At 65.0% G+C, this 17,352-nt stretch carries 15 protein-coding genes and 1 other RNA gene; 10 read left to right on the plus strand and 6 right to left on the minus strand.

Annotation, left to right across the window (positions count from 1 at the left end):
- The first annotated feature begins 98 nt into the window (after positions 1–98).
- Positions 99–863: an NAD kinase gene (locus F8R15_RS03185; protein ID WP_244176601.1), complete on the plus strand. Its 765-nt coding sequence runs from the start codon at positions 99–101 to the stop codon at positions 861–863.
- Positions 864–866: 3 nt separating this feature from the next.
- Here F8R15_RS03185 and F8R15_RS03190 read toward each other — a convergent pair whose 3' ends face one another.
- The 4 genes from F8R15_RS03190 to F8R15_RS03205 all read right to left on the minus strand — a co-directional run bounded on the left by F8R15_RS03190 (position 867) and on the right by F8R15_RS03205 (position 8,409).
- Positions 867–2,327 (minus strand): sigma-54 dependent transcriptional regulator, encoded by a 1,461-nt coding sequence (locus tag F8R15_RS03190; RefSeq protein ID WP_152843511.1) that lies wholly within the window; start codon positions 2,325–2,327, stop codon positions 867–869.
- A complete protein-coding gene (locus F8R15_RS03195; protein ID WP_152843514.1) occupies positions 2,317–3,807 on the minus strand; it encodes an ATP-binding protein in 1,491 nt (496 codons plus the stop codon). The genes F8R15_RS03190 and F8R15_RS03195 overlap by 11 nt, the downstream gene beginning before the upstream one ends.
- 226 nt (positions 3,808–4,033) lie before the next feature.
- The gene (locus F8R15_RS03200; RefSeq protein WP_152843516.1) at positions 4,034–5,926 is read right to left on the minus strand and encodes a propionyl-CoA synthetase; all 1,893 of its coding nucleotides are present in this window, start codon (positions 5,924–5,926) and stop codon (positions 4,034–4,036) included.
- Positions 5,927–6,132: 206 nt separating this feature from the next.
- Positions 6,133–8,409, minus strand: a complete 2,277-nt coding sequence (locus tag F8R15_RS03205; RefSeq protein WP_152843519.1) for an NADP-dependent malic enzyme — start codon at positions 8,407–8,409, stop codon at positions 6,133–6,135.
- A gap of 242 nt (positions 8,410–8,651) precedes the next feature.
- Between F8R15_RS03205 and F8R15_RS03210 the strand changes: the two genes are divergently transcribed.
- The 5 genes from F8R15_RS03210 to F8R15_RS03230 all read left to right on the plus strand — a co-directional run bounded on the left by F8R15_RS03210 (position 8,652) and on the right by F8R15_RS03230 (position 13,183).
- Positions 8,652–9,044, plus strand: coding sequence for a cytidine deaminase (locus F8R15_RS03210; RefSeq protein ID WP_075773944.1), 393 nt, complete (start codon positions 8,652–8,654; stop codon positions 9,042–9,044).
- Positions 9,044–10,366, plus strand: coding sequence for a thymidine phosphorylase (locus F8R15_RS03215; protein ID WP_152843520.1), 1,323 nt, complete (start codon positions 9,044–9,046; stop codon positions 10,364–10,366). Before F8R15_RS03210 ends, F8R15_RS03215 begins: the two co-directional genes overlap by 1 nt.
- Positions 10,363–11,580, plus strand: coding sequence for a phosphopentomutase (locus tag F8R15_RS03220; protein ID WP_152843523.1), 1,218 nt, complete (start codon positions 10,363–10,365; stop codon positions 11,578–11,580). The genes F8R15_RS03215 and F8R15_RS03220 overlap by 4 nt, the downstream gene beginning before the upstream one ends.
- Positions 11,581–11,591: 11 nt before the next feature.
- Positions 11,592–12,224 (plus strand): uracil phosphoribosyltransferase, encoded by a 633-nt coding sequence (gene upp, locus F8R15_RS03225; RefSeq protein ID WP_078522510.1) that lies wholly within the window; start codon positions 11,592–11,594, stop codon positions 12,222–12,224.
- 65 nt (positions 12,225–12,289) lie between these two features.
- Complete coding sequence (locus F8R15_RS03230) at positions 12,290–13,183, plus strand: SPOR domain-containing protein (protein WP_152843525.1); 894 nt, start codon at positions 12,290–12,292, stop codon at positions 13,181–13,183.
- Between the two features lie 49 nt (positions 13,184–13,232).
- Here the strand turns inward: F8R15_RS03230 and F8R15_RS03235 are convergent, their stop codons facing one another.
- Positions 13,233–14,252, minus strand: a complete 1,020-nt coding sequence (locus F8R15_RS03235) for a hypothetical protein (protein ID WP_152843526.1) — start codon at positions 14,250–14,252, stop codon at positions 13,233–13,235.
- A gap of 175 nt (positions 14,253–14,427) precedes the next feature.
- Positions 14,428–14,862: a DsrE family protein gene (locus tag F8R15_RS03240; protein WP_078542219.1), complete on the minus strand. Its 435-nt coding sequence runs from the start codon at positions 14,860–14,862 to the stop codon at positions 14,428–14,430.
- A gap of 196 nt (positions 14,863–15,058) precedes the next feature.
- On the opposite strand from F8R15_RS03240, the gene rnpB reads away from it, so the two are divergent.
- The 4 genes from rnpB to rpmG all read left to right on the plus strand — a co-directional run bounded on the left by rnpB (position 15,059) and on the right by rpmG (position 17,165).
- An RNA gene (gene rnpB, locus F8R15_RS03245) (RNase P RNA component class A) lies at positions 15,059–15,472 on the plus strand.
- Between the two features lie 191 nt (positions 15,473–15,663).
- Positions 15,664–16,047, plus strand: coding sequence for a DUF302 domain-containing protein (locus F8R15_RS03250; protein ID WP_078548995.1), 384 nt, complete (start codon positions 15,664–15,666; stop codon positions 16,045–16,047).
- Positions 16,048–16,127: 80 nt separating this feature from the next.
- Positions 16,128–16,838, plus strand: coding sequence for a tellurite resistance TerB family protein (locus F8R15_RS03255; RefSeq protein ID WP_152843528.1), 711 nt, complete (start codon positions 16,128–16,130; stop codon positions 16,836–16,838).
- 159 nt (positions 16,839–16,997) lie between these two features.
- The gene (rpmG, locus tag F8R15_RS03260; protein WP_011750518.1) at positions 16,998–17,165 is read left to right on the plus strand and encodes a 50S ribosomal protein L33; all 168 of its coding nucleotides are present in this window, start codon (positions 16,998–17,000) and stop codon (positions 17,163–17,165) included.
- The last annotated feature ends 187 nt before the right edge of the window (positions 17,166–17,352 follow it).

Consider the following 17,352-nt stretch of genomic DNA (forward strand, 5'->3'; position numbering starts at 1 on the left):
AGCAGACAAACGACCAAATCGGTCATTTCCGCGCCGGATTGACGCTTGTCTTTCGTCCAAGCCCTTGCAACACCTTGGACAAGCAGGAGGACCGCGCGGTGGCGAACCAGTATACCCATATCCATTTCGCGGCCTCCCACGCCGAGACGGCGCAGGCGGCGCAGGCCGATCTGGTCGCGCGCTACGGGCAGGTGCCGCGCTACGCGGCCGATGTGATCGTGGCGCTTGGCGGTGACGGGTTCATGCTGCAATGCCTGCACGAGGGCACGGGGCTGCCGGTCTACGGGATGAACCGCGGCTCGGTCGGTTTTCTGATGAACGACTATGTCGCGGACGATCTGCCTGCACGGCTCGAGGCGGCGGAGCAGGCGGTGATCAATCCGCTGTCGATGAAGGCGGAGACGCAGGACGGGATGCTGCATGAGGCGCTTGCCATCAACGAGGTCTCGCTGCTGCGCGCAGGCCCGCAGGCGGCGAAGCTGAAGATCTCGATCAACGACAAAGTGCGGATGGAGGAACTGGTCTGCGACGGCGCGATCGTCTCCACCCCCGCCGGATCGACCGCCTATAACTTCTCCGCGCACGGGCCGATCCTGCCGATCGGCTCGGACGTGCTGGCGCTCACCGGGATCGCGAGCTTCCGGCCGCGGCGATGGCAGGGCGCGATCCTGCCATCCTCCGCACTGGTGCGTTTCGATATTCTCGAGCCCGACAAGCGCCCGGTCATGGCCGATGCGGACAGCCGCTCGGTCAAGCCCGTCAAATGGGTCGAGGTGCGCTCCGAGCCGGAGATCGAGCATTGCATCCTCTTCGACCCCGGTCACGGGCTCGAAGAGCGGTTGATGCGCGAACAGTTCGCCTGAAGCTCAGCCCTTCGACAGCCACGCGTCGCGCTTGCGATAGATCGTAGAGGGCGCGACCCCCAGTTCCAGCGCAGCGCGCGGGATCGATCCGTCATGCCGGGTGATCGCAGCCTCTATCGCCGCACGTTCGATCTCGGCCAGGGTGCGGTCCGCGAAAGGATCGACCGCCGGGGCGGTGGTGGGCGCGGCGCGGCTCGTCGTCGGATCGAATTCCGGCAGCATATGAGCGCGCAGCACCGGCCCGTCATGCATCACGATCGCCGCGCGGATGACGTTCATCAGTTGGCGGACGTTGCCGGGCCACGGCCGGTCCTCCAGGCGGGTGATGGCCTCAGGTTCGATCTCGCTGAAGTCGCGCTGCTCCTCGGAGGCGAACCGCTCCAGCGCCATCCGCGCCAGAGGGCCGATATCCTCGCGGTGCATCCGCAGCGGCGGCATCTCGATCGTGAGCACCATCAGCCGGTAATAGAGGTCCTCACGGAGCACAGCGTTTTGCAGCATGACGCTAGGCGAGCTCTTGGCCGCGCAGACGATCCGCACATTGACATCGACCGGTTGGCTGGCGCCGAGCGGTTTGACTTGGCCGCTCTGCAGGAACCGCAGCAGCTTGATCTGCGCGGTGGGAGAGAGTTCGCAGATATTGTCGAGCAGAAGCGTGCCACCATCGGCGGCGAGGAGAGCGCCGTCCTTGTCCTCCAAAGCGCCCGGGAAGGCTCCGCGGTTATGGCCGAAGAGTTCGCTGTCGACGCGTTCGGCGGCCAGTGCGCCGCAATCGAGCGCAATGAAAGGTCCATCGGCGCGGGGGCTCGTGGCGTGAACCGCCTGGGCGCAAAGCTCCTTCCCGGTGCCGCTCTCGCCCCAGATATAGACAGGCGCGGTCGAGCGGGCGGCAGCTCGGGTCCGGGCGTAGAGCGCCCGCATCTGCGGCGCGTTGCCGACGAAGTCCCCGACCGTCTCCTCGCTGGCGCTCGCGTCGTCGAAGTCCGAACGCAGCGACAGGCTGCGCGCGCTCTCAATGGCGCTTCTGAGGCGAGGTTCGTCGATCGGTTTGACGAGGAAGTCGATCGCGCCCTCCTGCATCGCCCGCACCGCGCGATCGATCGAGCGGTCGGCAGTGACCGCGATGATCGCCGCATAGGGGCGCAGGGCCAGCATTTCGGCGATCAGCGTGTCGCCGTCGCGATCGGGCAGCATCAGGTCCAACAGCACCATGCGGATCGGGTTGTCGCGGAAGATGCGCATCCCTTCCTCGGCGCTTGCCGCGAGATGGGTGATGAAGCCGGCGTTGCGCAGATAGGCGTCATAGATTGCCCGGAGCGATCCCACATCTTCGATCAGGAGGAAATGCTCGGTTTCGGTGTCGACGCTGTTCCGCCCGTTTCGACTGAGGCCGTATTGCGGACTATCCGTCTTGGAGCTGGTATCCCTGTCCGGGGTGGTCGTATCGGAGTCACTAGTTCTCATGCTGTAAATCAGTCTTCGCGTTCAAATTATTTCGGGTGGTGGCTATCAGCCGGTCGATGAAAATGAGGGCGACCCGGCCAAGATCTTGAATATCTTCATAAGTCCCATGTCGGGTTGCACTGTCAAGCGCGCGTGCATGCCGCGAGAGGGGGTGATCACCCGCCACTCCGGCCACCGCACTGAGCTTATGGCTCAGCAATTGCAGGGCGCAGAGGTCGAAAGGGGGCAGTGCGAGCGACAGCCCGTGACGTACCGTCTCGAGATCGGCGATCAGTTCCTGCCCGAGCCCCGCTGGCAATGCCTTCTCGGCCAGACGCAGATGGGCGAGCAAACCGCGCGGCGGCGTAGTTACGCGTGGCACGGTCGTCATGCAACCAGCCTCTTCCAAGGCGCGCAGGATCGGCTGCAGGCCCAGCACCGGCTTGATCAGGCAGGCATCGGCCGCGCCTTTCTCGACGTCGCGATAGCCGCTGCACTGGATGATCGGCAGGTCCGCCCAAGGCAGACCGGAGCGGCGAATGCTGGCGATCACCTCCGGGCCGCGGCAGCCGGGCATCTCGACATCCAGCACCGTGAGATCGAAGCGTTCGGCCTTCAGTTGCGCGGCCGCACTGTCGCCACGACGCAACCCGGTCACCTGCGCGCCCATCGCGCTCAGGAACTGCTCGAGCACGGCGCGGCTCATCTCGCTGTCATCGGCGACGAGCACGTTCCACCCGCTCAGATCGGGCAGGGGGGCATCGCGCATCGTGGAGCTGATATCGACGGGACGGGCGGGGAGCGAAACGCGGATTTCGGCCCCGCCTTCGGGCGCGTTGGCGAGGTCTATCTTGCCGCCGGCCTCTGCCACCAGCGCGTGACAGATCGCGAGGCCGAGACCTTGCCCCTCGGGGTTGCGGAACGTGGCGGGCTCGCTGCGCTGCCCTGCGCAGGCGGGCGCGCGCAGACGTTCCTCTGGGAAGCCATCGCCCTCGTCGCGCACAGTCAGCAGCAGCCCCTCGGCCGAGGCGAAGTCGAGCGACAGGTGGATCGTGCCGCGCTGGGCATAGCACAGCGCGTTGCGCATCAGATTGGAGAAGATGCGGGTGAGCGGCACGCGATCGATCGCCAGAACGGGCGGCAGATCGGGGGCCATGTGGATCGCGAGTGACATGCCCCGAACATCGGCGGCGCTTGTCCAGCGGCGGCGCACCCGTTCAAGCGCATCGGCAATGACCAAATGCGGCGGAGCGGGGCTTGCCTCGGGGGCGTCGGAAAGCTCGCTTGCCGCGTCATCACTCGGCGCGGCGGGCGCAGTTTCCTTCGCCCCGTCCAGATCGAGAAGCTGTGCCAGATCGCTCGCCGCTTCGCGCGCGCGCTCCAATTGTCCATGCGTGCTTTGACCGCCCGGATCGGCGAGCGCCGCATCCAGACCGCACATCACATCTGCAAGCGCGGCGCGCAGATCGTGCTGCCATAAAGGACCGAGATCGCATCGCAACGATGCGAATGGCTCCTGCGCAGCGGGATCGGGCAACTTTCGGGTCGTCAAAATAACCCCTCGATGGATGGTTCCGGGGTACGGTTCTCAAATTAGCCTTCGATAACATAAACAATAGCATAAAGCCGCACCCATTGTGGATGCGGCTTCTTAACTCGGGCGTAAACTTTTGATGTGGTGCCTATCTGCGTCGCTCACAATGAGCGTCACCTATGATAAGCGGCGCTTATTTCTTCGGGTGGCCAAGCCCCTTCAGCGCCTCGGTGATTTCGTCGAGGATCGCGGGGTCGTCGATCGTCGCGGGCATTTTCCACTCCTGCCCATCCGCGATCTTCACCATCGTGGCCCGCAGGATCTTGCCCGAGCGGGTCTTCGGCAGACGGTCCACCACGGTGGCGAGTTTGAAGGCCGCGACCGGGCCGATCTGCTCGCGCACGCGGCTCACGCATTCCTTGACGACCTCTTCATGCGGACGGTTGCAGCCCGAGCTGAGGCACAGGAAGCCCATCGGCGTCTGCCCCTTCAGGTCGTCGGCCACGCCGATCACGGCGCATTCGGCAACATCGGGATGTCCGGCAAGGACCTCTTCCATCGCCCCGGTCGAGAGACGGTGGCCCGCGACGTTGATGACGTCATCGGTGCGCGCCATGATGTAGAGATAGCCGTCCTCGTCGACATAGCCCGCGTCGCCCGTCTCGTAATAGCCGGGGAATTGCTCGAGGTAGCTTTTCTTGAAGCGCGCCTCGGCGTTCCACAGCGTCGGCAGCGTGCCCGGAGGCAGCGGCAGCTTGATCGCGATGGCGCCAAGCTGGCCCGTCTCGACCGGGTGGCCGCCCTCGTCGAGCACCTGAATGTCGTAGCCCGGCATCGGCACCGAGGGGCTGCCTACCTTGGTCGGCAGCTCTTCGATCCCGATCGGGTTCGCGGCGATCGCCCAGCCGGTCTCGGTCTGCCACCAGTGGTCGACCACCGGCACGCCGAGATGTTTCTGCGCCCATTCGACGGTCGCGGGATCGGCCCGCTCGCCTGCGAGGAACAGCGCCTGCAGATCGTGCAGCGCGTAGCGTTTGATCCACTCGCCGTTCGGATCCTCGCGTTTGATCGCGCGCAGCGCCGTGGGGGCGGTGAAGAAGCTCTTGATGCGGTTGTTCTGGATGATCCGCCAGAACACGCCCGGATGCGGGGTGCCGATCGGCTTGCCCTCGAACACCACTGTGGTCGCACCCGCGATCAGCGGGCCGTAGCAGATGTAGGAGTGGCCCACGACCCAGCCGACATCCGAGGCCGCCCAGAAGCGGTCGCCCGCCTCGATATTGTAGATGTTCTTCATCGACCATTGCAGCGCGACGAGATGGCCGCCGGTATGGCGCACGACGCCCTTGGGCTGGCCGGTCGTGCCGGAGGTGTAGAGGATGTAGACCGGGTGGTTGCCCTCGACCGGAACGCAGTCCGCGGGCTTCACGCCATATTGGAAGCCGTGCCACGAGAAGTCGCGCCCCTCGATCAGCTTCGCCACTTCCTGTTCGCGCTGGAAGATGACGCAGAATTCCGGCTTGTGCTCGGCCTGTTCGATCGCCTCGTCCAGAAGCGGTTTGTAATGCACGGTGCGCCCGGGCTCGAGGCCGCAGCTTGCCGCGATGATCGCCTTGGGGGTGCAGTCGTCGATCCGCACCGCGAGCTCGTGCGCCGCGAAGCCGCCGAACACGACCGAATGGACCGCGCCGATCCGGGCGCAGGCGAGCATCGCTTCCAGCGCCTCGGGGATCATCGGCATGTAGATGATGACGCGGTCGCCCTTTTCGACGCCCCGCATCTTCAGCGCGCCTGCGAGCGAGGCCACACGGGTCTGCAATTCCTTGTAGGTGATGCCCTTGGTCGAGTGGGTGATCGGGCTTTCATGCATGATCGCGATCTGATCGCCGCGCCCTTGCTCGACATGGCGGTCGACCGCGTTCCAGCAGGTGTTGACCATCCCGTCCGAGAACCATTCGTAGAGCGGCGCGTTTCCGTCAAACAGGGCCTTCGAGGGCTTTTCGTCCCAGTCGATCTTCTCGGCGGCGTCCATCCAGAATTTCTCGGGATCGGCCTGCCAGGCGGAATAGACCTCTTTGTAGCCCATGCGAACATCTCCTCCTCAGGAATTTGGAGATGTGTTACGGAGCGCAACGCGTTGACGCAAGAATGTTACCGCGCACAATCGGGTGCGACGCCAAAAAATTTGCAGAAAGCGCGATAAATCGCCCGCAAAATTTTGCAAACTGCGGGCGAGTATTCAGCTTCTTTGCAGCCCGGGAGGGGTTTGCAAATTTCGCAGGTGCACGCGACTCAGCTGTAGTGTGCGACCGGCGTGCCAGCGATGGCCGACATATTCAGCAACCCGCGCGAGGTGATCGAGGGCGTCACGATATGCGCCTTGTTGCCCATACCCATCAGGATCGGTCCGACTTCGAGGCCGCCCGCTTTCATCTTGAGGATGTTGCGCACGCCCGAGGCCGCGTCGGTATTGGCGAAGACAAGCACGTTTGCCGCCCCCTCGAAGCGCGAATTCGGCATCAGCCGGGCGCGGGTCTCGGGGTCGAGGGCCGCATCGACATGCATCTCGCCCTCGAAGTCGAAATTGACCTCACGCCGGATCAGCAGGTTCATTGCGGCGCGCATCCGCTCGCCCGAGTCGCTGTCGAGATTGCCGAACTGGCTATGCGAGCACAGCGCGATCTTCGGCTTCAGACCGAAGCGCGAGACGTGGCGCGCGGCGCCGCAGACCGTCTCCATGATCTGCTCGGGCGTGGGCGCGTGATGGACATGGGTGTCGGCCACGAAAAGCGGGCCGTCTTCGAGGATCATCAGGCTCAGCGCGCCTTGGGCATGCAGCCCGTCGCGAGCGAGGATTTCGCGCACGTATTTCAGGTGCCAGAGATATTGCCCGAACGTGCCGCAGATCATCGAATCCGCTTCCTCGCGATGAACCATGACCCCGGCGATGGCGGTGGAGTTGGTGCGCATGATCGCGCGCGCCAGATCGGGTGTGACGCCGCGCCGGGCCATCAGCTCGTGATAGGTGCCCCAGTAGTCGCGATAGCGGGGGTCGTTCTCCGGGTTCACGATCTCGACCGCGCCCAGATCGAGCGGCAGACCCGCCCGTTCGCAGCGCATCTCGATCACGTCGGGACGACCGATCAGGATTGGCGTGTCGGTGGTCTCCTCGATCATCGCATTGGCGGCGCGCAGCACGCGCTCATCCTCGCCCTCGGCGAAGACGATACGACGTCTTGCGGTCGCGGCGGCATCGAAGACCGGACGCATCAGCAGCGCGGATTTGAAGACCGAGCCGTCGAGTTGAACCTTGTAGCTGTCGAGATTTTCCAGCGGGCGGGCCGCCACGCCGGTCTCCATCGCGGCTTTCGCCACGGCAGAGGCGACGATGCCGATCAGGCGTGGATCGAAAGGTTTCGGGATCAGGTAATCCGCGCCGAAGGTGAGCTTTTCGCCGCGATAGGCGGCGGCAGCCTCGGCGGAGGTCGTCTGCCGCGCGAGCTTGGCGATCCCTTCGACGCAGGCGATCTGCATCTCGTCGTTGATCGTGGTTGCGCCCACGTCCAGTGCGCCCCGGAAGATGAAGGGGAAACACAGCACGTTGTTGACCTGGTTCGGGAAATCGCTGCGCCCGGTGGCGATGATCGCATCGGGCGCGACCTCGCGGGCCACGTCGGGCAGGATTTCCGGATTCGGGTTCGCCAGCGCGAAGATGATCGGCTGCTTGGCCATCTTCTGCACCATCTCGGGCTTCAGCACGCCGGGGCCGGAGAGGCCGAGGAACATATCCGCGCCCTCGATCACCTCGTCGAGCGTGCGAAGATCGCTGTCCTGCGCATAGTCCGCCTTTTGCGGCGTCATGTCAGCTTCGCGGCCCTTGTAGACCAGCCCTTCGATGTCGCAGAGCCAGACATTCTCGCGCTTCACGCCCAGCTTCAGCAGCATGTTGAGGCAGGCGATGCCCGCCGCGCCGCCGCCGGTCGAGACGATCTTGATGTCCTCGAAGTTCTTCTTCGCGATGCGCAGCGCGTTGGTCGCTGCGGCCCCCACGACGATCGCGGTGCCGTGCTGGTCGTCGTGAAAGACCGGGATGTTCATCTTCTCGCGGCAGATCTTCTCCACGATAAAGCAGTCGGGGGCCTTGATGTCTTCGAGGTTGATCGCGCCGAAGGAGGGCTCGAGCGCGCAGACGATCTCGGCCAGTTTCTCGGGGTCGTTCTCGGCGACTTCGATATCGAAACAGTCGATATCGGCGAATTTCTTGAACAGAACCGCCTTGCCTTCCATCACCGGTTTCGCGGCCAGCGGGCCGATATTGCCCAGGCCCAGCACGGCCGAGCCGTTGGTGACGACGGCGACCAGATTGCCCCGCGCGGTGTAGTCGCGTGCGGTGTCGGGGTCTTCCTTGATGGCAAGGCTCGCTTCCGCCACGCCCGGCGAATAGGCGCGGGCCAGATCGCGCCCGTTGGCGAGCGGCTTCGTCGCGCGGATTTCCAGTTTTCCGGGTTTCGGCTTGGCGTGATAGTCCAGTGCCGACTGACGCAGGTTGTCCTGACGCAGCTCTTCCATGAGATCCTCCCGAAACTGGTTTAGCGCTAAACTAATTTTTCGCGCGCGACTCTCCCGCCGTTCTAGATAGCACGAAGGGGGTGATTGCAACCCCATGAAATTACGTTGCGGCATGAACTCCGCGCGAGGCGGCGGGGTGGCGCGAGGTGAGCGCTTGCATCCGACGCAGGCGCGGCGCAGGATCGGGAGAACTCAACCGGCTGGACAAATTTTACGCTCCGGCCATGGCCCGGAGACCGCCGATGTCGCTGCTCGATTCTGCCCGTCAGGTGCGTGAAAACGCCTATGCGCCCTATTCGAAATTCAAGGTCGGTGCGGCGGTGCGCGGGGCGTCCGGCACCATCTATAGCGGCGTGAATGTCGAGAACGTGGCCTATCCCGAAGGCACCTGTGCCGAGGCGGGCGCGATCGCCGCGATGGTGGCGGCAGGCGAGACCGAGATCACCGAGGTCGCCGTGATCGCCGACAGCCCGACGCCCGTGCCGCCCTGTGGCGGCTGCCGTCAGAAGCTGGCGGAATTCGCGCGCCACGACACGCCGGTGACGCTGGCCACGACCGAGGGCGAGCGGCTCGACACGACGGTGGGCGATCTGCTGCCCGGTCGCTTCGACATGAGCCATATGGAAAACACCTGATGGACGCCCGCAGCATTATCCAGTCGGTGCGCGACGGCAAAAGCCTGAGCGCAGATCAAGCCCAATGGTTCGCGCGCGGTCTGGCCGATGGCTCGGTCTCGGATGCGCAGGCAGGGGCCTTCGCGATGGCCGTTCTGCTGAAGGGCATCGGCACCGAGGGGCGCGTTGCGCTGACCCAGGCGATGCGCGATTCCGGCGAGGTTTTGCGCTGGGACATGCCCGGCCCGGTCATCGACAAACACTCGACCGGCGGGGTGGGGGACTCCGTCTCGCTGCTGCTTGCGCCCGCGCTGGCGGCTTGTGGCTGCTACGTTCCGATGATCTCGGGGCGGGGCTTGGGCCATACCGGCGGCACGCTCGACAAGATGGAAGCGATCCCCGGATATGACGCGACGCCTGGCATCGGCGCTTTGCGCAAGGTCGTGGGCGAAGTCGGCTGCGCGATCGTCGGTGCCACGGGCGAGATCGCCCCGGCCGACAAGCGCCTCTACGGAATCCGCGACATCTCCGGCACGGTCGAGAGCATCGATCTGATCACCGCCTCGATACTGTCGAAGAAACTCGCCGCCGGGCTGGAAGGGCTGATCCTCGACGTGAAGGTCGGCTCGGGCGCGTTCATGGCGCGGCCCGAGGATGCGAAGGCGCTCGCGCAGAGCCTTGTCGCCACGGCGAATGGCGCGGGCTGCAAGACCTCGGCGCTGATCACCGACATGGACCAGCCGCTGGGCCATTCGGCGGGCAATGCGCTGGAAGTGATCGAAGTGATGGAGACGCTGACCGGCACCGGCGTGAACGAGGCGCTGTGGGATGTGACTGCGGCGCTGGGCGGCGAGGCGTTGGTGCTCGCGGGGCTGGCCAAGGACGCGGTCGAGGGCACGGCGCGGATCGACGAGGTGCTCAGCAACGGGCGCGCTGTCGAGGTCTTCGGCAAGATGGTCGCGGCTTTGGGTGGCCCGAGCGATTTCGTCGAACGCTTCCCCGACCGTCTTCCCTCCGCCCCCGTGATCCGGGCCGTTGAGGCCCCGCGCGCGGGCTTCGTCAGCCGCATCGACACCCGTGCAGTGGGCGAGGCGGTGGTGCATCTGGGCGGCGGGCGTCTGGTTGGCACCGACAAGATCAACCCCTCGGTCGGTCTGTGGGAGATCGTGGCTCTGGGCGAGGACATGGCCGCGGGCGAGCCGCTGGTAACGATCCATGCCGCGAATGACCGCGACGCCGATGCCGCCGAAGCCGCCCTTCTGGCCGCGATCGAGCTGAGCGAAGAGGCCCCCGAAGAGCCGCCCCTGATCCACGAACGGATCGGCCCGGAGGATGTGCAATGAGCCGCGCCTTTCTGATCGTGATGGACAGCGTCGGGATCGGCGGCGCGCCCGATGCGGATCGCTTCTTCAACGACGGTGCGCCGGACACGGGCGCGAATACCGTGGGCCATATCGCGCAGGCCTGCGCGGAAGGGCGCGCGGAGGAAGGCCGTTCGGGGCCGCTGAATATGCCGACGCTGGCGGGGCTTGGACTGGGCGCGGGCGTGAAGCTCGCCTCGGGTGAGGATGCGCCGGGGCTGATGGCTGACCCTGTCGGGCTCTGGGGCGCGGCCACCGAGATCTCTCCCGGCAAGGACACGCCCTCGGGGCACTGGGAGCTGGCGGGCGTGCCGGTGCCGTGGGAATGGCATTACTTCCCCGATCAGAGGAACAGCTTCCCCCCCGATCTGGTTGCCAAAGCCTGCGAGATCGCGGGCACGGACGGCATTCTGGGCAATTGCCACGCCTCGGGCACCAATATCATCGAAGAACTGGGCGACGAGCACATCCGCACCGGCTGGCCGATCTGCTACACCTCCGCCGATAGCGTCTTCCAGATCGCAGCCCATGAGGAGCATTTCGGCCTCGACCGCCTTTTGAAGCTCTGCGAGGGGCTCGCGCCGACGCTCCATGCGATGAAGGTGGGGCGTGTGATCGCACGGCCGTTCGTCGGCGAGAACGGGCAGTTCACCCGCACACCGAACCGCCGCGATTACGCGATCCCGGCGCCGTCGCCGACGCTGCTGGACTGGGCCTATGATGCGGGACGCGTGACCCATGCGATCGGCAAGATCGGGGATATCTTCTCGCATCGTGGCATCACGCATCTGCACAAGGGCAAGGGCGACGCCGATCTGGCCGATCACCTGATCCGGCTGGCAGATGAGGCTGAGGAGGGCTCGCTCACCTTCGCCAATTTCGTGGAATTCGACAGCCTCTATGGCCATCGCCGCGACATCTCGGGCTATGCCCGCGCGCTGGAATGGTTCGACACGGTGGCGGCGCAATTCCTCGACCGCCTGCAACCGGGCGATCTGGCGATCTTCACCGCCGATCACGGCAACGATCCAAGCTGGCGCGGCACCGATCACACCCGCGAACGCGTGCCGGTTCTGGGCGCGGGCCCCGGTATCGGGTCGCGCAGCGTGGGCAATGTGGGGTATGTCGACTTAGCGGCCTCGCTCGCCACGCATCTGAACATTCCGGCGCAAGGGCCGGGCAAAAGCTTTCTGTGAGGGACAACACAATGAGTGACCATCTGACCGTCGTCAAACACCCGCTGGTGCAGCACAAACTGACCCTGATGCGCGAGAAGGACACGTCGACCGCGTCCTTCCGTCGTCTGCTGCGCGAGATCAGCCTGCTGCTGGCCTATGAGATCACCTCGGAGCTGGAACTGACCTCGAAGAACATCGAGACGCCGCTTCAGGAGATGGACGCGCCGATCCTCGCGGGCAAGAAGCTCGCGCTGGTCTCGATCCTGCGGGCGGGCAACGGTCTGCTGGATGGCGTGCTGGAGTTGATCCCGGCGGCGCGCGTGGGCTTCGTCGGCCTTTATCGCGACCCCGAGACGCTGAAGCCGGTCGAGTATTACTGCAAGCTGCCGAGCGAACTTGAGGATCGTCTGACCATCGTGGTCGATCCGATGCTGGCCACCGGCAACTCCTCGGTCGCGGCGATCGACCTGATCAAGGAAAAGGGCGCGAAGAACATCCGCTTCATGTGCCTGCTGGCCGCCCCCGAAGGCGTTGCGCGCATGAAAGAGGCGCATCCGGACGTGCCGATCGTGACTGCAGCCCTTGATGAAAGGCTCGATGATCACGCCTATATCGTGCCGGGTCTGGGCGATGCGGGCGACCGGATGTTCGGCACGAAGTAAGGCCAACACCCTTTACTCAAAGGCAAACCCGTCTATCCTCCCCTTGGAAACATCAGGGGGTGGATATGCGACTGAAAGCAGGGGCGGCGGCTGGTCTGGGCGCGATTCTCACGCTGGGGCTGGGAGGCTTCGCATCGGAGTCGCAGGCGCAGCAATATGCGCCCGCCGAAATGCCCCCGGCGAGCTATACCGATCCGCAATATGTCGACAGCCAGGGCTGCGTATTCGTGCGCGCGGATTATGGCGGGGCCGTGCGCTGGGTGCCGCAGATGAATAGCGACCGCGGCATCGTCTGCGGCCATACGCCCAGCCTGGCGCCCACCGTGCCGGTTGCGTCGGTAACCGTGGCGCCGGACCCTGCGGCACGCGCCACTGCCGCGATGCGCGCGCCCTATTCGCCGACCCCGACCTCGCCGCCTGTGCTGCGCGATCCGTCGCGCGTGTCTCACAGCGTGAGCGTCGGCGGGCTCGCCCCGGTGATGACCCACGCGCCCAAGCCGCAGAACGGCTGGACGAATGCCTTCGACGATGGGCGGCTCAACCCCTATCGCGGCCCGCGCACCGTCCACGGCAACGCACAGATGCGCGCGCGCTGGACCGAACAGACGCCGATGCAGCTTCGCCCCACCGCGACGCCGGATCAGGTCTATGTCGAGGGCTCTTATCCGCCGGTGCCGAAGCCTCGCATCGTGGTGGTGCCGACCGTCACCGTGTCGAGCAAATCGGTCGCGCCGGTCGGCTCGAACGGCAAGCAATATGTGCAGGTCGGCAGCTTCGCCAATGTCGCGAATGTTGCAGCCGCGACGAAGCGTTTGCAGGCGCTGGGCCTTCCGGTCGCGACATCCAAGACGCAGGAGCTGACGGTGGTCTATGCTGGCCCGTTTTACGATTCCGCGAAGCTGAAGTCGGCGCTGGCCTCGGCGCGTCGGGCGGGCTTCCCGGATGCGCTCGTGCGCTGACGCGGCGTGAAATTTCGGGAGAGATCAAACGGCCCTTCGGGGCCGTTTTTCATTGCGCCGAGCAGATGTCCTGCAGCGCCACCCATTGCGCATCTTCGAGAACCGGCTTCGGCGCAGGCTGGCCCTTGAACGGGTCGGCCTCGATCAGGCCCAGCACCGACTCTCCGGTCGGGTCGAGCGCGTAGGCATAGGGCGTCGCGCTGACCCCGGCATCGCGGAAGGCGCGCAGCAGAGTGTCGCCATCGGCCCGCGCCGGGGGATGCTGCAGCAGGTCCTGCGCATATTCGGCAAGCCCGCTCTCGGGCAGGTCGCCCGTGGTCAGCAGCCGCAGTGCTGCCGCGGGGCCGAGACGGTCGAGCATCCGATGCAACGGGCGCCCTCCGGCGGCGCTGTTCTGCGCGGCGATGATGTAGCCCGCGACGACCTCGGGCGTGTCAGGCCCGTCGATCGTGTCGCGGCCGACCACGGTCATCCCGCCCGGCAGCAGCCGCGCCCCTTCGAGCGCCTGCGGCAGGACCGCGATGACCGATTGTCCGGGCAGCCGCTCCGCCAGTGCGGACAGGGCACGATCGCCGCCGGGGCTGTGACAGGCCGAGCCGGTCATTTTCACCATCTCGGAGAGCAGCTTGCGGCCGATCTCGACGCGTTTCGCCTGCGGGGCGACGCGCGCGGCGTGATCGACCAGCGCCGAGGGCAACCAGAACAGCGCCACGGCGCCAACTGCCAGCAGTACCGCTCCGATGAGTACGCCGCGCAGCCGCCCCGGATGCGGGCGCTTTGCCGCGATGATCGCATGGACCTTCTCGATCGCCGCGATCATCGTCTCGTCTTCGATCTCGAGCTCTTCGCCCGGCTCCTCGGAAGGGGCGAAGATTGCGGGGCGTTTGCCGGGATTGCGACGGTACATCGCGGGCAGCGACCAATGCGCGAGCGCCGTGCCGGAGCGTGCCTCCGACAGCACAAGCGTGGCGTCGCCCAGCGAGAGGATTACCTCGCGGCGCTGCGCGTCCGCTTCGGGACGCCATATACCGATTGCCTCGAGACGTTCATATTCGGAAAGGGCGGTCATGCGGGCCCGTTACTGCTCTTGTTTGTCAAGAGGATAGCCGATCCTGCCGGGGGGTCAATCAAACAGCCCTGCCTGTAACGTAAACCGCCCCGCGCGGAAAGCCGAGCGGGGCGAGATGGGTCGCAATTCAGATTGGAACGCGCGGAAAGCGAAGGGCCGCCCGCGCGGTCGTCCGTCAGGGCCGCAGATAGGCGTAGCCGTCGCGTTGCAGATCGACGAGATAGGCCGCGCCGGAGGGAACGATTTCCGCCTCTTCGACCATAGGAGGCTCCTTCCCGAGCTTCTTGGTCATCGCCGCGAGCGTGTTGGCGCAGGCGCGGAAATGGATCGGCTGACCCAGCATCGCCATTTCCTCGACGCGGGCTTTCACCGGCGAGGTGTCGGCGCGCAGCATGTTGAGCCCCGGCCCGTAGGTGACCATTTCGATCTGGACCTCTTCGCCTTTGTCTTTGTAATATTTGATCATGTTGAGCGCGTTGTTCAGCGCCATGTTCATCACTTGCGGATCGGCGCTGTTGACCTGAATGGCGATTTTCTCATTCGCCATAGCGGGCAATGCCCAAACCATCGCCGCGAGCGCAAGCCCGAGGCGGAGTCCTCCCTTTACCATCGTGATCTCCCTTTCACTTCATGGACGGCCAGCGTCAACGTGCCGCACCTGAAAAGCAAGTGGTTGCACGGACTGCTCCCGAAATTTCACGGCCTCGTGATGCGAGGGGGCGTTTCTTGGCTGAAGAAAAGACGCCCGTGATGCGTGCGCAGGGGCAATTGACCGCGCGGGGGCGAGTGTCTATCTGCTGCCTTGCGCGGATGGCTGGATGGCCGCGAGTTCCCGTAGCCCCGTGAATGCGGGTAGCCGGGGGCCCGAGGAAAGTCCGGACTCCATGAAGCAACGGTGCCGGGTAACGCCCGGGCGGGGAAACCCGACGGAAAGCGCCACAGAAAACAAACCGCCTCGGTTTCGGCCGGGGTCAGGGTGAAACGGTGGGGTAAGAGCCCACCGCGGGACTGGTAACAGGACCGGCACGGCAAGCCCCACCGGGAGCAACGCCGAATAGGGATCGCGCGCTGCGCCGCTTGCGGTGACGGCAGGGGAGCTTCGCCCCGAGCGATCCGGGTTGGCAGCTAGACCCTGTGAGCAATCGCAGGGCGAGAGGAATGGTCATCCATGGGGGTGCAAGCCTCCGGGACAAAATCCGGCTTACAGGCCATCCGCGCAAATTCTTCTTTCGCTTCAAGATCGAGGGCAAGGAACAAGCCCCCGCCCGCACGGGTTCCCGCCACTGCGGCACAGTGAGCGCGCATTGAAGCACAGGCCTCTCCATGATCGTGACTTGCGTTTCGCATCGAATTGGCCACGCTCGACGCAAAGGCGCAAACAGCCGAGACCAACTAGGGGAGAGAGATTGCCATGGGCTATACGATCGACAAGGTGATGACCGGGGCATTCGACGAGGTCGAGGCGAAAGTGCGTGAGGCGCTGGCCGAGGCGGGCTTCGGTGTGCTGACCGAGATCAACGTGTCCGCCACGATGAAGGCCAAGCTCGACAAGGATATGCCGCGCTACAAGATCCTCGGCGCCTGCAACCCCAAGCTTGCCTATGAGGCGATCGGCGTTGCGCCCCGGATCGGGGCGATGCTGCCCTGTAACGTGGTGCTGCGCGAGGTGGAGGACGGGATCGAAGTCTGCGCCGTCGATCCCGTGGCCTCGATGCTCGCGGTCGAGAATGACGACCTCACCGAAGTCGCGAGCCAGGTGCGCCAGATGCTCGCCGACGTGGTTGCCAAGCTGTAAATCGCGTGAGTTTTTTCTAGCCAAGCGCGTCCCTGCGCGCGAAGCTGTCTCAACAGGAAACCGCATTTCGGGGGAATGATATGAGCTTCGTGAAGACATTGGCTACGCTCGCGGTGGGCTTCGCCGCCGCCAAGGGCGTGGAGCGTTTCAACAAGATGGGCGGTCTCGACGGTATGAAGGACGCGCTCGGCAAGGCCGGCGAGCCCGGCGGTATGGGTGACCAGATGGGCGAGTGGGCCGAGAAGATGGGCATGCCCGGCGGCAAGGAGACCGTGCGCGGCCTCTTCGGCCAGTTCGGCTCTCAGGCGGCCTCCGCGACGGCGGCGACCGAGGCAGGGCTTGGCGCGCTGATTGGCGCCATGACCGGCGCTGCGAAAACGGGCGCAGGCAATATCTCGGAGATGCTCGGGGCCGTGACTTCCGGCACGCCGGTCAACGCGATGATGGAAGATCAGGCCAAGCTGATGATCCGCGCGATGATTCAGGCCGCGAAAGCCGATGGCGAGATCGACGAGACCGAGCGCCAGACCATCCTCGATCACCTGTCCGACGCCTCCGACGAAGAGATCGCCTTCGTGAAATCCGAACTCGACGGCCCGATCGACATCACCGCTCTGGCCAATGCCACCTCGGATCACATGAAGTCGCAGGTCTATTCGTCTGCGCTTCTGCCGATCACCGTCGATACCGAGGCGGAGAAGCAATATCTGGCGAATCTGGCCGCGGCGCTGGGCCTCGAGACGGAGAAAGTCGCCCAGATTCACGAGACGATGGGCAAGCCGCTGATCTGAGCGGAAAAGGGCGTCACCGCTTTATGAGCCGTGGGCGAAGAATTTTCAGCCTGCGGCCCGGTTTGCCGGTTGACTCCGCATCGCGCATCGCTAAAAGGCGGGCTTCAAGGATTCCGCGGGTGCGTAGTTTTTTCGATGCCCGGAGCTAGGAGATAAACAATGGCGAAGCCGACGACGATCAAGATCCGTCTGAACTCGACGGCGGGCACCGGGCACTTCTATGTGACCAAGAAGAACGCCCGCACCATGACCGAAAAAATGACCGTGAACAAATACGATCCGGTCGTGCGCAAGCACGTCGAATACAAGGAAGGCAAGATCAAGTAAGATCGCCTGACCTTGACGGTTAGAAGGCCGTGCCTCCGGGCACGGCCTTTTTCTTTTGGATTGGAAACTCGCTGCCCGGATCAGCCGCGAAGCGGCCCGGGCCGCACCCGATCTCCCCCCGGGGAGGGCGCATTGGCGATGTCAGTGCAGGCACGTGCGTCTTTCGGGCTTGCGAGATAAAGCACCC

The sequence above is a fragment of the Thioclava sp. JE_KL1 genome, from assembly GCF_009296265.1.
GTDB lineage: Bacteria > Pseudomonadota > Alphaproteobacteria > Rhodobacterales > Rhodobacteraceae > Thioclava.

Excerpts from the sequence above, each read along its gene's own strand:
- upp (WP_078522510.1), top strand. The coding sequence starts at position 11,592 with ATGAGTGACCATCTGACCGTCGTCAAACACCCGCTGGTGCAGCACAAA.
- F8R15_RS03200 (WP_152843516.1), bottom strand. The coding sequence starts at position 5,926 with ATGGGCTACAAAGAGGTCTATTCCGCCTGGCAGGCCGATCCCGAGAAA.
- F8R15_RS03210 (WP_075773944.1), top strand. The coding sequence starts at position 8,652 with ATGTCGCTGCTCGATTCTGCCCGTCAGGTGCGTGAAAACGCCTATGCG.
- F8R15_RS03220 (WP_152843523.1), top strand. The coding sequence starts at position 10,363 with ATGAGCCGCGCCTTTCTGATCGTGATGGACAGCGTCGGGATCGGCGGC.
- F8R15_RS03190 (WP_152843511.1), bottom strand. The coding sequence starts at position 2,327 with ATGAGAACTAGTGACTCCGATACGACCACCCCGGACAGGGATACCAGC.
- F8R15_RS03255 (WP_152843528.1), top strand. The coding sequence starts at position 16,128 with ATGAGCTTCGTGAAGACATTGGCTACGCTCGCGGTGGGCTTCGCCGCC.
- F8R15_RS03250 (WP_078548995.1), top strand. The coding sequence starts at position 15,664 with ATGGGCTATACGATCGACAAGGTGATGACCGGGGCATTCGACGAGGTC.
- F8R15_RS03240 (WP_078542219.1), bottom strand. The coding sequence starts at position 14,862 with ATGGTAAAGGGAGGACTCCGCCTCGGGCTTGCGCTCGCGGCGATGGTT.
- F8R15_RS03235 (WP_152843526.1), bottom strand. The coding sequence starts at position 14,252 with ATGACCGCCCTTTCCGAATATGAACGTCTCGAGGCAATCGGTATATGG.
- F8R15_RS03215 (WP_152843520.1), top strand. The coding sequence starts at position 9,044 with ATGGACGCCCGCAGCATTATCCAGTCGGTGCGCGACGGCAAAAGCCTG.
- F8R15_RS03230 (WP_152843525.1), top strand. The coding sequence starts at position 12,290 with ATGCGACTGAAAGCAGGGGCGGCGGCTGGTCTGGGCGCGATTCTCACG.
- rpmG (WP_011750518.1), top strand. The coding sequence starts at position 16,998 with ATGGCGAAGCCGACGACGATCAAGATCCGTCTGAACTCGACGGCGGGC.
- F8R15_RS03205 (WP_152843519.1), bottom strand. The coding sequence starts at position 8,409 with ATGGAAGAGCTGCGTCAGGACAACCTGCGTCAGTCGGCACTGGACTAT.